The sequence below is a fragment of the Pantoea sp. B_9 genome (assembly GCF_008632015.1).
In the GTDB taxonomy this organism is placed as follows: Bacteria; Pseudomonadota; Gammaproteobacteria; order Enterobacterales; family Enterobacteriaceae; genus Pantoea; species Pantoea dispersa.
This window is the reverse complement of sequence record NZ_VWVL01000006.1, coordinates 21,631-43,028: the sequence shown is the minus strand read 5'-3', so window position 1 is coordinate 43,028 and position 21,398 is coordinate 21,631. Positions and strand designations below refer to the sequence as shown.

Genomic DNA, 21,398 nt, shown 5'->3' with positions numbered 1-21,398 from the left:
TGCCGTCACCAGCTCAGGGTGACGGTTAACGTATCGGTATAAGTCCCGGCGCGCGTCGGGCCGGGCAGGGTTAACAGGCCATAAATCGGCAGCACGATGTTATTGGCGTTGCTGTAACTCAGCGCCACCGGCGAGTTAACCGGAATCGCCGTGGTGTGCGCTGCGTTGGTGTACAGGCTGTAGGCCACGGTATCGGTGTTACTGGTGTGTTTGAGATTGCGGCTGCTGGTGTAATTGCTGCCGCCATTGATGCTCATGCTGAGGGCGGTACCCGGCGTGCAGGCGAGGGTGAGGGTGGTGCTTTGCACGTAACTGGCGCTGACGCTGCTGCTCGCCACGCCCGACTGGGTGCCAAAATTCAGCGTGCCAAACACGCCGGTATTGGTACCGGAAATCACGCAGCCTGCCACCACTGACGCAGAGACCTGGAAGGTGGCCGTCGGCAAACCCCAGGCCGGGACGCTCCCTATCAGCAGGGCCAGGCTGCCAGCGCGCAGCAGCCAGACCATCCTTCTTAACCCACCGCTGGCGTCAGTAGTTCACCGCCACGTTAATAGTATCGGTGTAGGTACCGGCCGGAATCAGTGGGTTAAAGCCGCCGCCGACTACCCGACCGTAAATGGCATAGTTGGTGCCGAGCGTCGGATCGGTGGTGCCGCTGGCGGCAATGTTGGTGTTGTTGGCGATGGCGGTGGTAAACGCGGCGTCGCTGTACAGCGTGTAAGCAATGCCCTGCGTATTGTTGGAGCCGAGGATCAGGTAACGCGGCTGGCCGCTCACCGTACCGTAAATGGTGGCCGGTGCCGGATTACTGCTGGTGACCTGCACATTGAAGGTTTGACCGGTGGTGCAGCGGACAAAAATGCCGTTCCCGGATGCACCCACCAGGGTGGCGTTTAAGGTATCAAAGGTTGCAGCGCTGCTACCAAAGTTCAGTGTACCGAAGTTAACCCCGCTGGTGGCGGACTGACCGTTCACCAGACAGCCGGTGGTGAGCGTCAATGTGGCATTGATGGTTCCCGTTGTGGTGGCAGCAAAAACCGTTGCAGGGGCGAGCGCGGCGCTCAGGCTGGTAGCCAAAAGAAAAAGCTTGAGTTTCATAATCAATCCTTACTGATTATCCAAGGTCAGTGCTTTTTCGCCTGGTGATTTATTAATGAAACGAACCCGTAAATAACAAGACGCCGCGATCGGCAAACGAACTTAATGCCCTGCCACCTAAGAAAATTCTTAAAGGCTGAGTTAGTGATTTATATCAGTTTTATTTACTATAGAACACCCTTTTGCCGCTTGTACAACGCACCGGAGAATTTTCGCTAATCAATTCTCCCTTTTCGCCGATAACGCAGTCATAACAAGGGCTGTCGGCCCGTTAAAAAAACCAAACGGCGAGTGTTTTCCCCCTCTACCGCGACTTCAGGTTCAATGCTATGTTCATGCATTAATCAGATATCATTACTTTTCCCGGCCGCGACAGACGATGAGAATAAAAAATAGCCGTGTAATACCTCCAGTTATTTATGGACCTGTTTTTGTGTCGCCACAGCGCGGGTGGTCATTAGCTATCTCTCATTGATGTTTTCACTTTTTCTGTTGTTAATTGACGATACCGCACCTGCGCCGCCGCGGGTTGAGTTGAGGAGCGCACATGTTGCTGGTTACCTGGGATAGCGTTCTGGTTGCCGTTTCGCTGATTGTGGCATTTATCGCGGCGTTTACGGCGCTGGATACCGCCGGGCGCGTCGCCGTGTCGCGCGGCCTGCTGGCGAAACTGTGGCTGGTGGCCGGCGGTACGGCGATGGGCATTGGCATCTGGGCGATGCACTTCATTGGCATGCTGGCGATGATGATGCCGATGACCATGCGCTATGACATTCCGCTCACCGCCTTCTCGCTGCTGCTGGCAATTCTCACCAGCATCTTCGCCTTTGCGCAGGGCCTGCAGGGCAGCCATCTGACGCGCCGCCGGCTGCTGCGCGGCACGGTGATCCTCGGCAGCGGCGTGGTTGCCATGCACTATCTCGGCATGCTGGCGCTGCTGATCGAACCCGCCATTCACTGGGATTTGCGCCTGGTGGCGTTGTCGGTACTGATTGCCTACGGCGCATCCGGTGCCGCGCTGTGGCTGGCATTCCATCTGCGCCATGGCGAGAGCCTGCTGCTGATGCGCGCCTGTGCGGCGCTGGCGATGGGGGTGGCGATTGCCGGCATGCACTACACCGGCATGGCGGCCGCGCAGTTCAGCGCGCCCGGCAGCATGCAGCACCACGGCATGGGGCAGGAGGGGCTGGCGGTGTGGGTAACCATCATCACGCTCACCATTCTCGGTCTGACGCTGCTGATCTCTATGCTGGACGCCCAGCTGCGCGCGGCGCGTCTTGCCGCCCGGCTGCGGCGCGCCAACAGCGAGCTGCGCCAGCTGGCGCTGCACGATAATCTCACTGCACTGCCCAATCGCGTCATGCTGGACCAGCAGCTCAGCACGCAAATCAAACACGCGACGCTGTATGACCAGCCCTTTGCCCTGATGTTTATGGATCTCGACGGCTTCAAAGCGGTGAACGATACCTGGGGGCATCACGTCGGCGATCGTTTGCTGGTCGCCGTGGCCGAACGGCTGCGCACCCAGCTGGATGCGGATATTTTGCTGGCGCGCCTCGGCGGCGATGAGTTTGTCATGCTGTGTCCGCAGTACGCGGCAACCCAGGCTGAAGCGCTGGCGCAGCGGCTGGTGCACAGCATTGATGCACCGTTTGAGCTGGATCGCTACTCGCTGCGCGTCTCGCTCAGCATCGGCATTGTGATCTTCCCGCAGCATGGCCGCAACCCGCAGGAGATGATGTTCAACGCTGACTCGGCCATGTACCACACCAAGCACAGCGGGCGTAACGGCTGGAGCCTGTTTGAACCGGTGATGAGCGCGGTGGCGCAGCATCAGCTGGCGCTGGCCAACGATTTATGGAACGCGCTGGAGTGCCAGGAGATGCGCCTGTTCTACCAGCCGAAGTTTCGCGCGGGCGGGACCATTCTGATGGGTTTTGAGGCGTTACTGCGCTGGCAGCATCCGCGCCGCGGCTTGCTGATGCCGGATATGTTTCTGGCGCGCGCCGAGAAAACCGGCCAGATTGTGGCGCTCGGCAACTGGGTGATCAACGAAGCCTGCCGCCAGCTGCGACAGTGGCAGGATGAGGGCAACCGCGACTGGAGCGTCTCGGTTAACCTGTCCGCACTGCAGTTTCATCAGCGCGATCTGATCGACACGCTGCGCCAGACGCTGCAGCGCTACCAGCTGCCGGAAGGCGCGCTGATGCTGGAAATCACGGAAAACATCGCCATGCGCGATCCGCAGTTCAGCCAGCAGCGCATCGCCGAACTACAGCGGCTTGGCATCAAAGTGGCCATCGACAACTTTGGCATTGGCTACGCCAATCTGCTGCATCTCAAGCATCTTGAGGCCAGCGAACTAAAGATTGATCGCGCCTTCATTAACAGCCTGCGTGCCGACAGCGAGGATGCAACCGTGGTGACCGCCATGCTGACGCTGGCGCAAAGCCTTAACCTGCGCATGGTGGCGGAGGGCGTGGAGACCGAAGAGCAGCAGCGCCTGCTGACCGGTCTCGGCTTTGACACGCTGCAGGGGTATCTGCTGGGCAAACCAACGCCGGCGGAGCGCATCGGCGAATTCACTGCATCAACGCAGATTGCGCCGCACTTTCCTGATAACGTGCTGCCGCTCACCGGCGCCTGACCAGCAATTTTTGTTCTCCTTCACATCGGAAGCTTTCATCGTTCAGTGACTCATATCGGCAGCCGGTCTGCCGATAATTTCAATTATAAAACCAACATTTTCTTTTTCATTTCAACAACACCACAGCTGACTTAACACAGCTTTTTTATATGGGAAATCACTATGTTAGTGACTTCGTACGATGCGTTTACCGTTATCGTTTCGATACTGGTAGCGATGCTGGCCTCGTTTACCGCGCTGGATATGGCGGGGCGCGTCGCTTCCTCCACCGGCCGGGTGGCGCTGGTCTGGCTGCTGGGCGGCGGTTTCGCCATGGGCGTTGGCATCTGGGCCATGCACTTTATCGGCATGCTGTCGATGAGCCTGGATATGGTGATGAGCTACGATCCGCTGCTTACCGCCGCCTCAATGGTGGTGGCGGTTCTCGCCTCCATCTTTGCCCTGTGGCTGGTGTGCTCGTCCGGCGACTTGCCGTGGCGACGGCTGCTGGGCGGCGCGCTGGTACTGGGTTCCGGCGTGGTGGCGATGCACTACACCGGCATGGCGGCGCTGATGTTTGAGCCGGGCATCAGCTGGAACTGGGGCTGGATTGCGGTTTCGGTGCTGATTGCGCTGGTGGCTTCCGGTGCCGCGCTGTGGCTGGCGTTCAACCTGCGCGAAGGACATGGCCGCGTTACGCTACTGCGCGTCGGGGCGGCCGTGGTGATGGGCTGCGCCATTGCCGGCATGCACTATACCGGCATGGCGGCGGCGAACTTCCCGATGCACAGTCACGCCACGCATCACGGCGTGAACAGCGACTGGCTGGCGATGCTGGTCACGGTGGTGACGCTGGCGATTCTCGGCATTACGCTGTTGGTTTCGATGCTCGACGCGCGTATGCAGGCGCGCACCTCGATCCTCGCGCGCTCGCTGGCAGAGGCCAACCGCGAGCTGGCGCAGCTGGCGCTGCACGATAACCTGACGCGACTGCCGAACCGCATCCTGCTGGAAGATCGCCTCGAGCAGGCGATCAACAAGGCCAACCGCGAGCGCTCGCAGTTTGCGCTGATGTTTATGGATCTCGACAGTTTCAAAGCGGTCAACGATGCCTTTGGTCACCACGTCGGCGATAACCTGCTGATTGCGGTAACCGAACGCATGACCGACCAGATGAAAGGGCATTACACGCTGGCGCGACTGGGCGGTGATGAGTTCGTGCTGCTGATTGAGATCGGCGATCCCAACGATGCGGCGGCGGTGGCGGATGCGCTGGTAAAAGCCGTGGATCGCCCGTTTAGCGTGTCACGCTACGAGCTGATGGTGTCGCTGAGTATCGGCATCGCCGTTTATCCCGGTGACGGCAAGGACGAGCGCGAGCTGATGTTTAACGCCGACGCCGCGATGTATCACACCAAGAACAACGGCCGCAACGGCTACAACTTCTTCCAGCCGTCCATGAACACGCTGGCGCAGTCGCAGCTGCAACTTAATAATGACCTGTGGCAGGCGCTGGATAGCAACGAACTGCGTCTGTTCTATCAGCCTAAGTACTGCGCGCCGAGCGGGCCGATCATTGGCTTCGAAGCGCTGCTGCGCTGGCAGCACCCGACGCGCGGCCTGCTGACGCCGGACAAGTTTTTACCGATCGCCGAGAAGACCGGCATGATCATTAATATCGGCAACTGGGTGATCAACGAGGCCTGTCGCCAGCTGCACATCTGGCACCAGCAGGGCCATCCGCACTGGTCGGTGGCGGTGAACCTCTCTGCCTTGCAGTTTGAGCAGTGCAACCTGGTCGACACCGTGACGCAGGCGCTGGAACAGCACCAGATCCCGGCGGAGCTGCTGACGCTGGAGGTCACCGAAACCACGGCGATGCGCGATCCGGAAGAGAGCGTGCGCATCCTCACCGAGCTGACCAGCATGGGGGTAAAAGCCTCGATTGATGACTTCGGCACCGGCTACTCCAGCCTGCTGTATCTCAAGCGCTTACCGGCCAGCGAGCTGAAAATCGACCGCGCCTTTGTTAACGAGCTGCAGGCGAAATCGGAAGACGCCACCATCGTCTCCGCCATCGTCGCGCTGGCGCAGTCGCTGGATCTCAAAGTGGTGGCCGAAGGCGTCGAAACCCAGGATCAGCAGGCGTTCCTCACCGGGCTCGGCTGCGACACCCTGCAGGGTTTCCTGCTGGGCAAACCGCTACCGCCAGAGCGCATCAGCGAGCTACCGGACTTTGTTAAGGACAAACCCGCGGCGCTGATGGCGGAGTAGGGGCTGGTTTCTGCCGCCTGGAGCTCCTCTCTTCCGCGTGCGCGCGGTATGTCTTTTCTCTCTCTCCCACGTGCACGCTGTGTGTCTTTTCACCCTCTCCCGCGAGCACGCTGTGTGTCTCTTCTCCCTCTCCCACGTGCACGCTGTGTGTCTTTTCTCCCTCTCCCGCGTGCGCGCTGTATGTCTTTTCTCCTTCTCCCGTGTGCACGCTGTATGTCTTTTCTCCCTCTCCCGCGAGCGGGAGAGGGCCGGGGTGAGGGCCAGACCGCAACTAACCCAACAAAAAAAGCCGCAGCATCCCTGCTACGGCTTTTACCTCAAGCTCACCTAAAAAGGAGGAGAAAAAACTCACACCAGCTCGACTTTCACCCCTTCCTGCACCAGCAGTTCAGCATCATTACCGTTGTGGGAATAGACTTCATACTGCACGCCAGCGATGGTGACGGTGCCGGTTTGTTGGGTCCAGTTCGTAAGCAATTGTTCATCTGGAAGAATATCTTCGAGATGCACAGTGGATCCTTTATCACCATGCACCACTATTTGCGAGTGATCATCATCAATAAAGAGATTTTTCATTCCCTTATTTAATATATCTTCAACACTTAAATTTACCTTTTTGTCATAATTATCGATAAGAATTTCCGATGAATGACAAAGCGAACTGACAACTACATCGCTTTGAATATGTCCGCTTTCGTCATTATTAATGTTGGATTCATTTATAGAGTTATTTTTGTAATCTAAAGCGGTGTATTTAATATTGTCAATATCCAGTCCCGAACCCTCATTTTTTATTATTATTTCAACATGATCGATAATTTTTCCATCTGGTGCAGTATAACTGGTTGTTTTCCATGGACGATCTTGGGTATGTGTCGTAGTATAAATGACATTGTTATATTGATCATAAACCTTGATGGTCGCTGGATTCGATGAGTACTCAATTCCTAACAGATCTACGGAAAATGACTTGGCATAATAGTCAAAAACAATGTCAATCGTTGCTGAAACATTCGTTCCAGCCGGACCCGCGTACAGGTGTCGAGAACTATGTGTGTCAGCAATCACTAACGAATTTGGATTGCTCATGTTAGAAAACTTAATCACTGCTCCGTCAATCTGTAGTCCTGATGGAGATACTTTCCCTAAGGGTATTGAAGCGAATGTTTCTGAAAATGTTTTTCCTGTAATATCTGCCTGAATATTGAGATTGAATAGTGAAGATTCTTCACCTGATTCACTCGTTCTGGCTATAAATTGCCATTTGCCACGATGCAAATCTTCTTCAGGAATAAATGACCAGTTGCCTGCGTGATCTGTTTTAACTGAGTGGCTTGTATTCCAGTTGCCATCCTGAGAACGATATTCGACGTATACCACTGAGTTGGCTTCAGCCACACCTCTAATTTCTGGTGTCGGATCGTCAGTTGTCGCGCCGGATTTTAACGCGCCGGTTAATTTACCAAAGTTATCAAACGCACTGGTGATCTGTGGTGTTAAACCCGTATCACTGGCTATCGTCAATGCAAAATCACTGTTGCTGTTGTGCGCCTTAGCATTATCACTGGCCGAGAACTGATAGCTTCCCGGTGAGATACGGTCGGTTTCATACACCCAACTGCCATCCGCGCCAGCCTGCACGCTGCCCAGGACTTCCCAGTCGCTCAACGCGTTACGGAAGTGAATATAGACAATGCTGTTAGCCTCAGCGCGACCGTTCAGTGTTGGCGTACGGTCATCGGTGATTGCGCCACTGTGTAACAGACCGGTATTGATGCCAAAATCATCCCACGCATGCGTGATTGCGAGTTCGCTCTCCGGCGTCAAATCGATCTCCAGTGTGAACTCGTCGGTCCAGCCGCTGCCGGCGTAAGCGCGGAACTCCCATTTGCCTTCACCCAGCGCCTGATCCGGTGTCCAGCTCCACTGGGTGCCGATCAGCGTAGCGTAACCGCCGTCAACCCACTGGCCGTTCACGTCCCGGTACTGAATCAGCACGTGGCTGCCGGCTGGCGCAGTACCGTGCAGCGTTGGCGTGGTGTCATCGGTCAGCGCGCCGTCCAGCAGCTTGCCCTGTGCGGCACCGGCGTCATCCTGCGCGTGGGTGATTTCCACCTTGCCGGGAACCGGGACTACAGAGTCATCGGCAACGGTCAGCGTAAATACCTCCGATGCCTGACTGACGTAGCCACGGCCATCGGTGGCGGTGACATACAGTGAATGCTCACCGTCAGCCAGCGTCGGGGTAATTTCCCAGTAGCCGTTGCTGCTGGCTTTAACGCTGCCAATCAGCTGGTTCTGCGCATTGTACAGGCGCACAATGCTGTCCGGCTCGGCCACGCCTTTCAGGGTCGGCGTACGGTCATCCGTCTGCTGGCCGGAACTGACCAGGCCGGTTTTATCGCCGAAATCATCCCCGGCACCAATAATCAGCGGCTGGTCCGGCGCGGTAAGGTCAACGTTAACGATTAATAGCGATGGAGCACCAATATTTCCGGCGCGATCGATGGTGCGCACGGAGAGGTTATGCGGGCCTTCAGCCAGCGGAAACGGCGGCTGCCAGCTCCAGCTGCCGTCAGCGGCGATGGAGACGGTATAGACGGTGCTGTCCATCACAATTTCCATGATACCGCCGGCTTCGGCTGGTGAGGAGCCGCTAAAGGTGCGCTGCGGATCGGTGGTCCAGAGTTGTCTTGCGTTGGTGAGTGCTGTGCTCATGAGGTTTTCCTGTTAAGTAATAATCAGTGTCCTGGTGGATCTGGCCGCATCAAACGGCAGGTGGCGATTATTAGTGGATCGGATAATTCTCCCAACGAGAAAGGTCTTGAAGGAAAACTGGCGGCGCGCGGGAAAAGAACACGGATTTTTAGCCGCAGCAATGGCTGGCAGGCTATACTGGCGCGCACGCAGGTCGCAGGGAATGGAGCCATGGCCAAATACCAGCAGCTGGTAGATCAGCTACGTACGCAAATCGAAGCACGCATCTGGCCGCCGGGTGAAAAGCTGCCGTCGCTGCGCCAGCAGGCGGAGCAGAGCGGGTTAAGCCTGATGACGGTGATGCACGCTTACGAGGTGCTGGAGAGCCAGGGCTGGATTGTGTCGAAGCCGCAGTCGGGCTACTACGTGGCACCGCGCGCGGCGGAGAGCCGTCCGCGTTTGCCGACCCAGGCAATCGCTAAAACCGACCAGGCCGATACCAACAGCTTCGTGTTTGATGTGCTGCAGGCGACGCGCGATCCGGCCATCATGCCGTTTGGTTCTGCCTTCCCCGATCCGGAACTGTTTCCCCAGCGCCAGCTGATGCGCTCGCTGGTGAAGGTCTCGCACAATCTTAAACCCACCGATGCCCTGAATAATCTGCCGCCCGGTAATGAAGCGCTGCGAAAAATCCTCGCCCAGCGTTATGCGCAGCAGGGCATTACGCTGTCGCCGGATGACATCGTCATTACTAACGGTGCGATGGAAGCGCTTAACCTCAGTCTGCAGGCGGTGACCGAACCGGGCGACTGGGTGGTGATTGAGAACCCTTCCTTCTATGGCGCGTTGCAGGCGATTGAACGGCTTAAGCTGAACGCGATTGCTATCGCCAGCGATGTGGAGCAGGGCATCGATCTGGATGAGCTGGAGCAGGCGCTGCAGCGCTGGCCGGTGAAAGCCTGCTGGCTGATGACCAACCGGCAGAATCCGCTCGGCTTTACCCTCAGCGCCGAGCGCAAACAGCAGCTGGTGGCGCTGCTGACGCGTTATCAGGTGGCGATGATAGAGGACGACGTCTACAGCGACCTGTATCACGGCCACGATAAGCCGTTGCCGGCCAGAGCGTTCGACCGCGAGGGTTACGTGCTGCACTGCGGCAGCTTTTCGAAAAATCTGGTGGCGGGATTTCGCGTGGGCTGGGTCGCGGCGGGGCGCTATGCGCAGCGCGTGCAGCGTATTCAGATGATGAGTACGCTCTCGACCAGCGCGCCGATGCAGCTGGCGCTGGCGGATTTTCTTAGCACCCGCAGCTACGATACGCATCTGAAAAAGCTGCGACAGACGCTGGCGAAGCGCAAACAGCTGGCACAGCAGGCGCTGCGCCGCGTGCTGCCCGCCGAGGCGCACATCAGCGATACGCCCGGTGGCTACTTTTTGTGGATTACCTTGCCGGAGCAGATTAACGCCACGCAGCTGTATCATCTGGCGCTGCAGCAGGGCATCAGTATTGCGCCGGGCCAGCTGTTTTCCAGCAGCGAGAGTTTCAGCCACTGCTTCCGCTTCAACACCGCCTGGCCATGGGATGCACGCGCCGAGGCGGCGGTGGAGACGCTGGGAGCGTTAATTGGTCAGCTGGCGCAGGGCGTTGCGGTAGAGAAGTGAGTGGTTTTTCCCTCACAACACCCGCAGCATTCTCACTTCGCAATCCACGTGGCCGGTACAGCCCATCGCATCCGCAATCTGTTCAAAGCCCAGCGACTGATAGAGCTTAATGGCGCGCGTCAGGCTGCCGGTGGTCTCCAGGTAGCAGCGCCGGAACCCGTGCTGGCGGGCAAAATCCATCGCGCGCAGCGCCAGTTCGCGCGCTAACCCCAGTCCGCGCACCGACGGCAGGAAATACATCTTCTGCAACTCACAGATATCCGGTGCGCTGCAGGCCAGCGGTGCCACGCCGCCGCCACCGACCACCTGACCTTCATGCTCCACGATCCAGTAAGCGCTGTCCGCGGCACTGTACAGCTCAAATAACCGATCGAGCTGCGGGTCGGACACGGTATAACCTTTATCCGCCGTCAGGCCGAACTCGGCGGAGACATCGCGGATCACCTGGGCAATCCGCGGATTATCGGCGGCGACAATCGGGCGCACCTGCAGGTTAAGTGGCGTGGCGGTGGTCATCATAATCTTCCGATAGAAAAAAGCCGGGCAGTGCCCGGCTTCGATTAAGCGTCAGGACTGAAGCGCTTACAATGCCGCAATCACGCCCTGCTGTTCAATCAGTTTTGCTTTTGATTGCTCCAGCTCGGCTACGCGCTCGCGCTCTTTCGCCACCACCGCTTCCGGTGCGCGCGATACAAAGCCTTCGTTAGCCAGTTTGGTCTGAATCTTCTCGATCTCGACATCCAGCTTCACCAGCTCTTTTGCCAGACGCTCCAGCTCGGCTTCCTTGTTGACCAGATCTGCCATCGGGATCAGCAGCTCTGCGCCATCAACAATCTTGGTCACCGAGACCGGACCTTTCTCGCCGGCTGGCAGAATGGTCAGGCTCTCCAGACGCGCCAGGCGCGACAGGAAGTTGCGGTTCTCTTCAACACGACGCTGCGCCGCCGGCGAGCAGTCGCGCAGCAGCACGTCGAGCGGCTTGCTCGGCGCGATGTTCATTTCGGCACGGATATTACGCACCGCCACAATTGCCTGCTTCATCCACTCGATATCGGCCTTCGCTTCCGCGTCTTCCTTCGCCGCGTCATACTGCGGGAACGGCTGCAGCATGATGGTATCGTGGTCGATGTTCTTCAGCACTTTTACGCGCTGCCAGATGGTCTCGGTAATGAACGGGATGATTGGATGCGCCAGGCGCAGCAACGCTTCCAGCACCGTCACCAGCGTGTTGCGCGTGCCGCGCAGCTCCGCTTCGCTGCCGCTGTTCATCACCGGCTTGGTCAGCTCCAGATACCAGTCACAGAACTGGTTCCAGGTGAAGTCGTACAAAATGTTGGCAGCGATATCAAAGCGATAGCTATCCAGCGCTTCACGGTACGCTTTCACGGTGCTGTTGAATTCCGTCAGAATCCAGCGATCCGCCAGCGACAGCTTCAGCTCGCCGCCGTTCTGGCCGCAATCCTGATCTTCGGTGTTCATCAGCACGAAGCGGCTGGCGTTCCACAGCTTGTTACAGAAGTTGCGGTAGCCTTCCAGTCGCTTCATATCCCAGTTGATGTCACGACCGGTGGACGCCAGCGCGGCGAGGGTGAAGCGCAGCGCATCGGTGCCGGAAGGCACGATACCGTCCGGGAACTGCTTCTCGGTGCGTTTGCGAATCTTCTCGGCCAGCTGCGGCTGCATCATGTTGCCGGTGCGTTTCTCCAGCAGATCTTCCAGCGAAATGCCGTCCACCATATCCAGCGGATCGATGACGTTGCCTTTCGACTTAGACATCTTCTGGCCTTCTTCATCGCGGATCAAACCGGTCATGTAGACGGTTTTAAACGGAACCTGCGGCTTGCCGTTTTCATCTTTGATGAAGTGCATGGTCAGCATGATCATGCGCGCAATCCAGAAGAAGATGATGTCGAAGCCGCTCACCAGCACGCTGGTAGGATGGAAGGTGCGCAGCGCTTCGGTATTCTCCGGCCAGCCCAGCGTAGAGAATGTCCACAGGCCGGAAGAGAACCAGGTATCAAGCACGTCGTCATCCTGGCGCAGCGTCACGTCGGCGGTCAGATTGTTTTCCTGGCGCACTTCTTCTTCGCTGCGGCCGACATAGACGTTACCGTTGTTGTCGTACCAGGCCGGAATGCGGTGGCCCCACCACAGCTGACGCGAGATGCACCAGTCCTGGATGTCGCGCATCCACGAGAAGTACATGTTTTCATACTGCTTCGGCACAAACTGAATGTCGCCGTTTTCTACCGCTTCCACCGCGACTTTCGCCAGCGGGGCCGTGCGCACGTACCACTGATCGGTCAGCATCGGCTCGATCACCACGCCGCCGCGGTCGCCGTAGGGCACCGTCAGATCGTGTGGTTTGATTTCGTCGAGCAGGCCGAGCTCGTCAACGGCGGCGACAATCGCTTTACGCGCGGCAAAACGCTCCATCTTCTGGAACTGCGGCGGAATTTCATCGGAACAGGCATCGCTGACTTCACCGTTGGTGTCGAACACTTCCGCACGCTCGCGGATATCGCCATCAAAGGTCAGGATGTTGATCATCGGCAGCTTGTGACGACGGCCCACTTCGTAGTCGTTGAAGTCGTGCGCCGGGGTGATCTTCACGCAGCCGGTACCTTTCTCCATATCGGCGTGTTCGTCGCCGACGATCGGAATACGACGGTTCACCAGCGGCAGGATCACCTCTTTGCCGATCAGATCTTTATAACGTGGATCTTCCGGGTTGACCGCCACGCCGGTATCGCCCAGCAGGGTTTCCGGACGGGTGGTGGCCACCACCAGGTAATCTTTGCCTTCGGCGGTTTTCACGCCGTCAGCCAGCGGATAGCGAATGTGCCACATTGAGCCTTTGCTCTCGCGGTTTTCCACTTCGAGATCAGAGATCGCCGTGCGCAGTTTCGGGTCCCAGTTCACCAGGCGCTTGCCACGGTAAATCAGGTTTTCTTTGTACAGACGGACGAAGACTTCTTTCACCGCGTTGGACAGGCCTTCATCCATGGTGAAGCGCTCGCGCTCCCAGTCAACCGAGTTGCCGAGGCGACGCATCTGGCGGGTGATGGTGCCGCCGGATTCAGCCTTCCACTGCCAGATTTTTTCGATGAAGGCGTCACGACCGTAATCCTGACGCGTTTTGCCCTCTTCAGCGGCGATCTTGCGCTCAACCACCATCTGCGTGGCGATACCGGCGTGGTCCGTACCTGCCTGCCACAGGGTGTTTTTACCCTGCATGCGCTGGTAGCGGATCATGGTATCCATGATGGTTTGCTGGAAGGCGTGACCCATATGCAAGCTACCGGTGACGTTCGGCGGCGGGATCATGATGCAAAAGCTTTCCTGGCTGGTATCGCCATTCGGTTTGAAGTAGCCCTGCTGTTCCCAGTGCTCGTAGAGCGGCTGCTCGATATCTTGCGGGTTATATGTCTTTTCCATATCTGCTATGTCGTTTGCGGCGGGGGTGGCGTCGCCGTATTCAATTGGAAACCAACGCTGCGATACGCTTTATAGCGGTCGCGCGCCAGTTGTTTCAGGGATTCTTCATAAGGTACGAAGTCTATCACTTCATGGAAACCGGTAGCAAAATCTGCAAACTGTGGCAGCAGGCTGATCAGCAGATCGCGCGGCGCACTGCCGCGTCGCTGCGGCCAGGCCAGCTCAACCGGCGCGCCGTAGCGCGGGCCTTCGCCGGCCAGGTTGTGCGGCACAAAGGCGTTGGCCGGACGCTGCCACAGCGCTTCATCCAGCCGATTGGCCTGCTGTTCATCTTCGCAGGCAATCAGGATGCGCTTACCGTCTCGCCAGCGGCTGGCGGCCAAATCGCACACCAGCGCTTCGATGGCGCTTAAGCCGTCGCTGGCGCTTTCAGACTCCATCACGAAGAAGGTGGCGTTTTTCATGGCAGGTTATTTCCATCAATGACAGTGGGGCGCATTGTGCGACAGTAAGATTGCGGCGTCCAATAATAAGGTCGCCATTAATGGCGACCCTGTAAACCGTGCGGCTGATAATCAGGTCGCCGTGAACGGCGACCCTACACCGTAGGGTGCGCAGTGATACGTATCATTACACCCGTAGGGTGCGCATTCATGCGCACCGTTCCAATGGCCGCACGGTATTTAACGCATTCATGAGCACCGTCGCAGCATTCGCCCTGGCTCTTAATCGTCGCCGTTCAGGCCAGCGCGGTTCAGCAGGAACTGCGACAGCAGCGGTACCGGACGTCCGGTCGCGCCCTTGGCTTTACCGGAGCGCCAGGCGGTACCAGCGATATCCAGGTGCGCCCAGTTAAACTTACGCGCAAAGCGTGCCAGGAAGCAGGCGGCGGTAATTGCGCCGCCCGGACGGCCACCGATGTTGGCCATATCGGCAAAGTTAGATTCCAGCTGCTCCTGATACTCGTCGGCCATCGGCAGACGCCACGCGCGGTCGCCCGACTGCTCTGATGCGCTAATCAGCTCGTGCGCCAGCGGATTGTGGTTCGACATCAACCCGCTGACGTGATGGCCCAGCGCAATCACGCAGGCGCCGGTCAGGGTGGCGACGTCAATCACCACTTCCGGATCGAAGCGCTCAACGTAGGTCAGCGCATCGCACAGCACCAGGCGGCCCTCGGCATCGGTATTCAGCACTTCAACCGTCTGGCCGGACATGGTGGTCAGCACGTCGCCCGGACGCATCGCGCGCCCGTCCGGCATGTTCTCACAGCCCACCAGCACGCCGACCACGTTCAGCGGCAGATTCAGCTCCGCCACCATGCGCATCACGCCGTACACCGACGCCGCGCCGCACATGTCATATTTCATCTCATCCATCGCCTCGGCAGGCTTGATGGAGATGCCACCGGAGTCAAAGGTCAGCCCTTTACCTACCAGCACGATAGGGCGCGCATCGGCGTCGCTGCTGCCTTTGTACTCAATCACCGACATCAGCGACTCATTGTGCGAACCGGCACCGACCGCCAGATAGGCGTTCATGCCCAGCTCTTTCATCTGCTGTTCGCCAATCACGCGGGTGGTGACGTTTTTGCTGTACGCATCGGCCAGCTGACGTGCCTGCGACGCCAGATACGCGGCGTTACAAATATTCGGCGGCATATTGCTCAGGTCTTTCGCCGCTTTGACGCCGGCGGCAACGGCCAGACCGTGCTGAATAGCGCGCTCACCGCTGGTCAGCTCACGGCGGGTCGGCACGTTGAACACCAGCTTGCGCAGCGGACGGCGCGGCTCAACTTTGTTGCTTTTCAGCTGGTCGAAGTTGTACAGCGTCTCTTTAGAGGTTTCTACCGCCTGGCGCACTTTCCAGTAGGTATTGCGCCCTTTAACGTGCAGTTCGGTCAGAAAGCACACCGCTTCCATCGAACCGGTATCGTTCAGGGTATTGATGGTTTTCTGAATCACCTGTTTGTACTGGCGCTCATCCAGCTCGCGCTCTTTACCACAGCCGATCAGCAGGATACGTTCGGACAGGATATTTGGCACATGGTGCAGCAGCAGCGTCTGGCCCACTTTGCCCTCCAGCTCACCGCGGCGCAGCAGCGCGCTGATGTAGCCATCGCTGATCTTATCCAGCTGCTCGGCAATCGGTGACAGACGACGCGGTTCGAAAACGCCAACCACAATGCAGGCGCTGCGCTGTTTTTCCGGGCTACCGCTTTTTACACTGAACTCCATGCACTCTCCTGAATCTTAAAGACAACGGCCTTAGCTGTCGTTAGAATGTAGCGCGTTCGTAACCCATTAATTTGTTGCGACGCCATGACAATTTAACGCCGGCGGCCATAATGAGTGGGGTGACAATGTGTTGTTTTTTCACCACCCTAACGCGTTCGTCATACTATTTTAGCTACCATGACGGCCATTGATGAAGAAAAATGGCTGATAAGCGTTGAAACTAGCGATTTTCCTGCAAAAAGACAAGTTTTCACAGGCGTACTAAGCGTGATCATCATTAGATATCTGGTTCGGGAAACGCTCAAAAGCCAGCTGGCTATCCTGTTCATCCTGCTACTTATCTTCTTTTGCCAGAAGTTAGTCAGGATTTTGGGTGCGGCGGTGGATGGCGAAATCCCAACAAATCTGGTTCTGACATTGTTAGGACTTGGCGTGCCTGAAATGGCACAACTTATCCTGCCCCTAAGCTTGTTTCTGGCGATTTTAATGACCCTTGGGCGGCTGTACACCGAAAGTGAAATTACGGTGATGCACGCCTGCGGGCTGGGTAAAGGCGTCCTGATTAAAGCGGCGATGATCCTGATGCTGTTCACCTCGCTGGTGGCGGCGGTCAACGTGATCTGGCTTGGCCCGTGGTCCTCGCGCTATCAGGATGAAGTGACACAAAATGCCAAAGCCAACCCGGGAGCGGCGGCGCTGGCGGCGGGGCAGTTCCAGACCTCCAGCGACGGCAATACCGTGCTGTTCGTCGAAGACGTGAAAGGCAACAAGTTCGGCAGCGTGTTCCTGGCGCAGCTGCGACCGAAGGGCAATGCACGGCCATCGGTGGTGCTGGCCGACAGCGGTCACATGGAGCAGCACAAAGATGGCTCGCAGACGGTGACGCTGGATAAAGGCACGCGCTTCGAAGGCACGGCATTGCTGCGTGACTTCCGCATAACCGACTTCGTCAATTATCAGGCGCTGGTGGGATACAAAGAGGCGGTGCTCGATCCTAACGATGCCGATCAGGCCGATATCAGCACGCTGATAAAAACCAAAACGCCGCAGTTCCAGGCGGAGCTGCACTGGCGTCTGACGCTGGTGTTCGCTGTGCTGGTGATGGCGCTGATGGTGGTGCCGCTCAGCGTGGTTAACCCGCGGCAGGGCCGCGTGCTGTCGATGCTGCCGGCAATGCTGCTCTACCTGATCTTCTTCCTGCTGCAGAGCTCACTGCGCTCCAACGCGGCGAAAGGCCGGTTTGATCCGGCGATCTGGATGTGGGTGGTCAACCTGGCGTATCTGGCGCTGGCGGTGGCGCTCAACGTATGGGATACCGTGCCGATGCGCCGTTTCCGCGCGCGCTTTAGCCGTGGAGGATCCATGTGATGTTTAAGGTCCTTGACCGCTATATCGGCAAAACTATCTTCAACACCATCATGATGACGTTGTTCATGCTGGTGTCGCTGTCGGGCATCATTAAGTTCGTCGATCAGCTGCGTAAAACCGGGCAGGGCGCGTATACCGCGCTGGATGCCGGTTACTACACGCTGCTCAGCGTGCCGAAAGATATCGAGATCTTCTTCCCGATGGCGGCGCTGCTGGGCGCGCTGCTGGGGCTGGGCACGCTGGCGCAGCGCAGCGAACTGGTGGTGATGCAGGCCTCCGGCTTTACCCGTCTGCAGGTGGCGCTGGCGGTAATGAAAACCGCGATTCCGCTGGTGCTGCTGACCATGGCAGTGGGCGAGTTTGTCGCCCCGCAGGGCGAGCAGATGGCGCGTAACTACCGGGCGCAGCAGCTGTACGGCGGCTCGCTGGTCTCGACGCAAAACGGCCTGTGGGCGAAAGACGGCAACGACTTTATCTACATTGAGCGCATTAAAGGCGACAACGAGATCGACGGCGTCAGTATCTATCGCTTCACCGACCAGCGACGTCTGCTGAGCGTGCGCTATGCCGCCACCGCGGTCTGGAATAAAGATCGCAAACTGTGGGAGCTGTCGCAGGTGGATGAGTCGGACCTGAAAGATCCGAAGCAGATTACCGGTTCACAGAGCCTGAGCGGCGAATGGAAAACCAATCTGACGCCAGACAAGCTGGGCGTGGTGGCGCTGGACCCGGACGCGCTGTCGATCAGCGGTCTGTATAACTACAGTAAATATCTCAAACAGAGCGGCCAGGAATCCGGGCGCTATCTGCTGAATATGTGGGGCAAAATCTTCCAGCCGCTGTCGGTGGCGGTGATGATGCTGATGGCGCTGTCGTTTATCTTTGGTCCGCTGAGAAGCGTATCGATGGGCGTGCGCGTGGTCACCGGCATCAGCTTTGGCTTCCTGTTCTACGTGCTGGATCAGATCTTCGGGCCACTGAGTCTGGTGTACGGTTTACCGCCGGTGCTGGGCGCGATTCTGCCGAGCGGCGCATTCTTTGCCATCAGTTTGTATCTGTTGCTGAAGCGGCGGTAATAATGGTTGCAGGGGCGCGATTCAGGGCGCCCCTGTCATTCCCGCACCGTTACCGTAGGGTCGCCATTCATGGCGACCTTTTTTATTCATGGTAACCAGGTCGATGCCCGCACCGTTAGCGCAACGTCTGCACCCAGCCCGGCAGCTGCGACAGCAAAAACAGCACCAGACCAATGGTACCGCCCACCAGCGTGCCGTTGATGCGGATAAACTGCAAATCACGGCCAATGTTCAGCTCAATCTGTTGCGACATCTCGCGCGCATCCCAGCTCTTCACCGTATCGCTGATGTGACGGGTGAGAAACGCCGCAAACTCCGGCGCGACGCTGCGCGCAGCGTCTTCCAGATGCTGATTCATTGAGGTACGCAGTGCTTCATCGGCAGCCAGCGTTTCGCCCAGCCACAGCGCCGCCAGCCGCACCCGCTCCTGCACGCGCGAATCATCACTGTTGAGGTCGCTCTTCAGCCAGCGGCGCAGGTCCTGCCACAGCTCGCTGATATAACGGTTAAACGACTCATCCTCTTTCAGCCAGTGTTTGATGGTCTCAGCGCGTTCAGCCATCTCCGGATCGCTTTTCAGTCGATCTATCAGGCGCTGTACCGCGCGGTTAAAACCGAGGCGGAATTCGTGGCCCTGGTCGCGCGCCACTTCATCCAGAATCGAATCCACCGCATTGGCGACCAGCTCGGCGCTGTGTTCGCCCAGCCATTCGGTTGGCAGCACTTTGGCTTTGATCGGATGTTCGCGTTTCAGCCAGCGCACAATCTGCAGCGCGATAAACTCGCGCGTGCCGGGTTTGTGCAGCAGACGCAGCAGCTGTTGCACTGCAGCGTCCAGCAGTTCCTGATGGCGATTGTTTTTGGTCAGGCTGTCCAGCAGCAGCGCGCTGGACTGGGTCAGATCGACCTTATCCAGCGCGCGATGCACCGCGCGGCGCAAAAAGCGCTGAATACGCTGATCGTCAGTAAGATCGAGGAAACCGCGCATCACCTGCAGCAGATGGCGACCAATGCGATCGGCGTTGCCCGGCGTATTGAGCCACTGCGCCAGCAGCTGTGACGGATCGTGGCAGCGAATCAGTGCCAGCAGCGAATCGGTATCGAGAAACTTCTCCTGCACGAAGCGGCCAAGATTCTCGCCGATGCGATCTTTGTTGCGTGGAATGATTGCCGTATGGCGCGAGATAAACGGCACCGGCACGCGACGAAACAGCGCCACCACCGCAAACCAGTCGGCCAGCGCACCGACCATCGCCGCTTCGGCAATAGCCTTCAGCCCCAGCACCCAGAACGTGGGCGGCAGAAACAGCGTCACGACAAAGGTCGCCGCGGCAATCAGCAGCAGCGACAGGGCCAGACGCTTGCTCCGTTTTAATTGTTGATATTTATCCATACCACGATCATAGCAGAGGGCGATTAACGGCGGCGTCCACCGAGCAGACTGCCCAGCACGCCGCGGATGATCTGATTGGTCACCTGGCGCGCCGCGCTTTTCGCCACGCTCTGCACTACGCCGTCGCGCTTGCCGCCGCGCGGCCCGGTGCTGCCGAACAGAATCTCTTTCAGCCCACCCAGAATGCCGTCATCCACCGCCACGCTATTGCCTTTGCTGGGCGGCGCATCGGCCTGCTGCGGCGCGGCCTGTACGCCTCGCTGCAACATTTCGAACGCCGATTCGCGATCGACGGCACTGTCGTATTTGCCGTACAGCGGCGAATGGTTGATCAGGCTGTTGCGTTCATCAGGAGTGGCCGGCCCCATGCGCGAGCCCGGCGCGATCACCATGGCGCGCTGCACCATCGACGGGCTGCCTTTCTCATCGAGGAAAGAGATCAGCGCCTCGCCGGTGCCCAGCGCCTGAATCGCCTCCACGGTATTAAACGCCGGGTTGGCGCGCATCGTTTCGGCGGCGCTTTTCACCGCTTTCTGGTCTTTCGGCGTGAAGGCACGCAGCGCATGCTGCACGCGGTTACCCAGCTGACCCAGCACATTATCCGGAATGTCCGCCGGATTCTGCGTAACAAAGTACACGCCAAGGCCTTTCGAGCGAATCAGGCGAATCACCTGTTCCACTTTCTCCAGCAGCACCGGCGGCGCGTCGTTAAACAGCAGATGCGCTTCGTCAAAGAAGAACACCATCTTTGGTTTGTCAAGATCGCCGGCTTCCGGCAGCTGTTCATACAGTTCCGCCAGCAGCCACAGCAGGCTGGTGGCGTAGAGTTTCGGCTGCTGATAAAGCTTTTCCGCTGCCAGGATATTGATGAAGCCTTTGCCGTCAGCGTCGCAGCGCATCCAGTCACGGATATCCAGCATTGGCTCGCCAAAGAAGTGTTCGGCACCTTGCTGCTCCAGCGCCAGCAGGCCGCGCTGAATGGCGCCCACCGAGGCGCTGCTGATATTGCCGTACTGCGTCTGAAACGCTTTGGCGTTATCACCGATGTATTGCGTCATGGCGCGCAAATCTTTGAAGTCCAGCAGCAGCAGGCCCTGATCGTCGGCAATACGGAAGATAATTTGCAGCACGCCGGACTGCACCTCGTTGAGGCTGAGCAGTCGCGCCAGCAGCAGCGGGCCGAGATCGGACACCGTTGCGCGCACCGGATGGCCCTGCTGGCCGAAAATATCCCACAGCATCACCGGATTTTTCTGCGCCTGCCAGTCGGTGACGCCAATCTTCGCCAGCCGCGCCAGCAGCTTTTCCGAGCCATCGCCCGCGGCCGCAATGCCGGAAAGATCGCCTTTGACATCGGCCATAAACACCGGCACGCCGATGGCGGAGAAGGATTCCGCCAGCTTTTGCAGCGTCACGGTTTTACCGGTGCCGGTCGCGCCGGTTATCAGTCCGTGACGGTTAGCCATGGCGGGCAGCAGATGCAGTTGAAGGTCAGGCGTCTGGGCGATCAGCAGTGGGGTAGTCAT

At 58.2% G+C, this 21,398-nt stretch carries 14 protein-coding genes; 5 read left to right on the top strand and 9 right to left on the bottom strand.

Annotated features, from left to right (window positions below):
* Positions 1–5 precede the first annotated feature (5 nt).
* The gene (locus F3I21_RS17265) at positions 6–509 is read right to left on the bottom strand and encodes a spore coat U domain-containing protein (RefSeq protein ID WP_088518017.1); all 504 of its coding nucleotides are present in this window, start codon (positions 507–509) and stop codon (positions 6–8) included.
* Between the two features lie 22 nt (positions 510–531).
* A complete protein-coding gene (locus F3I21_RS17260) occupies positions 532–1,101 on the bottom strand; it encodes a spore coat protein U domain-containing protein (protein ID WP_021509578.1) in 570 nt (189 codons plus the stop codon).
* 547 nt (positions 1,102–1,648) lie between these two features.
* On the opposite strand from F3I21_RS17260, the gene F3I21_RS17255 reads away from it, so the two are divergent.
* On the top strand, positions 1,649–3,748 hold the full coding sequence (locus F3I21_RS17255) for a bifunctional diguanylate cyclase/phosphodiesterase (protein WP_150059408.1): 2,100 nt from the start codon (positions 1,649–1,651) through the stop codon (positions 3,746–3,748).
* A gap of 162 nt (positions 3,749–3,910) precedes the next feature.
* A complete protein-coding gene (locus tag F3I21_RS17250) occupies positions 3,911–6,001 on the top strand; it encodes a bifunctional diguanylate cyclase/phosphodiesterase (RefSeq protein ID WP_150059407.1) in 2,091 nt (696 codons plus the stop codon).
* A 348-nt stretch (positions 6,002–6,349) separates the two neighbouring features.
* On the opposite strand, the gene F3I21_RS17245 is transcribed toward F3I21_RS17250, so the two are convergent.
* Complete coding sequence (locus F3I21_RS17245) at positions 6,350–8,719, bottom strand: Ig-like domain-containing protein (protein WP_150059406.1); 2,370 nt, start codon at positions 8,717–8,719, stop codon at positions 6,350–6,352.
* A 210-nt stretch (positions 8,720–8,929) separates the two neighbouring features.
* On the opposite strand from F3I21_RS17245, the gene F3I21_RS17240 reads away from it, so the two are divergent.
* Positions 8,930–10,360 (top strand): PLP-dependent aminotransferase family protein, encoded by a 1,431-nt coding sequence (locus F3I21_RS17240; protein WP_058757217.1) that lies wholly within the window; start codon positions 8,930–8,932, stop codon positions 10,358–10,360.
* A 12-nt stretch (positions 10,361–10,372) separates the two neighbouring features.
* On the opposite strand, the gene F3I21_RS17235 is transcribed toward F3I21_RS17240, so the two are convergent.
* The 4 genes from F3I21_RS17235 to pepA all read right to left on the bottom strand — a co-directional run bounded on the left by F3I21_RS17235 (position 10,373) and on the right by pepA (position 16,035).
* Complete coding sequence (locus F3I21_RS17235; protein ID WP_370515634.1) at positions 10,373–10,879, bottom strand: GNAT family N-acetyltransferase; 507 nt, start codon at positions 10,877–10,879, stop codon at positions 10,373–10,375.
* A 63-nt stretch (positions 10,880–10,942) separates the two neighbouring features.
* Positions 10,943–13,798, bottom strand: a complete 2,856-nt coding sequence (locus F3I21_RS17230) for a valine--tRNA ligase (protein ID WP_150059405.1) — start codon at positions 13,796–13,798, stop codon at positions 10,943–10,945.
* A gap of 5 nt (positions 13,799–13,803) precedes the next feature.
* Positions 13,804–14,262, bottom strand: a complete 459-nt coding sequence (locus tag F3I21_RS17225; protein ID WP_021506718.1) for a DNA polymerase III subunit chi — start codon at positions 14,260–14,262, stop codon at positions 13,804–13,806.
* A 261-nt stretch (positions 14,263–14,523) separates the two neighbouring features.
* On the bottom strand, positions 14,524–16,035 hold the full coding sequence (gene pepA / locus F3I21_RS17220) for a leucyl aminopeptidase (RefSeq protein WP_127834592.1): 1,512 nt from the start codon (positions 16,033–16,035) through the stop codon (positions 14,524–14,526).
* 267 nt (positions 16,036–16,302) lie between these two features.
* Between pepA and lptF the strand changes: the two genes are divergently transcribed.
* Both lptF and lptG read left to right on the top strand, forming a co-directional pair.
* The gene (lptF, locus tag F3I21_RS17215; RefSeq protein WP_150059404.1) at positions 16,303–17,403 is read left to right on the top strand and encodes an LPS export ABC transporter permease LptF; all 1,101 of its coding nucleotides are present in this window, start codon (positions 16,303–16,305) and stop codon (positions 17,401–17,403) included.
* Positions 17,403–18,479 (top strand): LPS export ABC transporter permease LptG, encoded by a 1,077-nt coding sequence (gene lptG, locus F3I21_RS17210; RefSeq protein WP_021506721.1) that lies wholly within the window; start codon positions 17,403–17,405, stop codon positions 18,477–18,479. The genes lptF and lptG overlap by 1 nt, the downstream gene beginning before the upstream one ends.
* 115 nt (positions 18,480–18,594) lie before the next feature.
* Here the strand turns inward: lptG and F3I21_RS17205 are convergent, their stop codons facing one another.
* Together F3I21_RS17205 and F3I21_RS17200 are read right to left on the bottom strand one after the other, a co-directional pair.
* On the bottom strand, positions 18,595–19,872 hold the full coding sequence (locus F3I21_RS17205) for a DUF445 domain-containing protein (RefSeq protein WP_150059403.1): 1,278 nt from the start codon (positions 19,870–19,872) through the stop codon (positions 18,595–18,597).
* Between the two features lie 23 nt (positions 19,873–19,895).
* Positions 19,896–21,398, bottom strand: coding sequence for a helicase HerA-like C-terminal domain-containing protein (locus F3I21_RS17200; protein WP_150059402.1), 1,503 nt, complete (start codon positions 21,396–21,398; stop codon positions 19,896–19,898).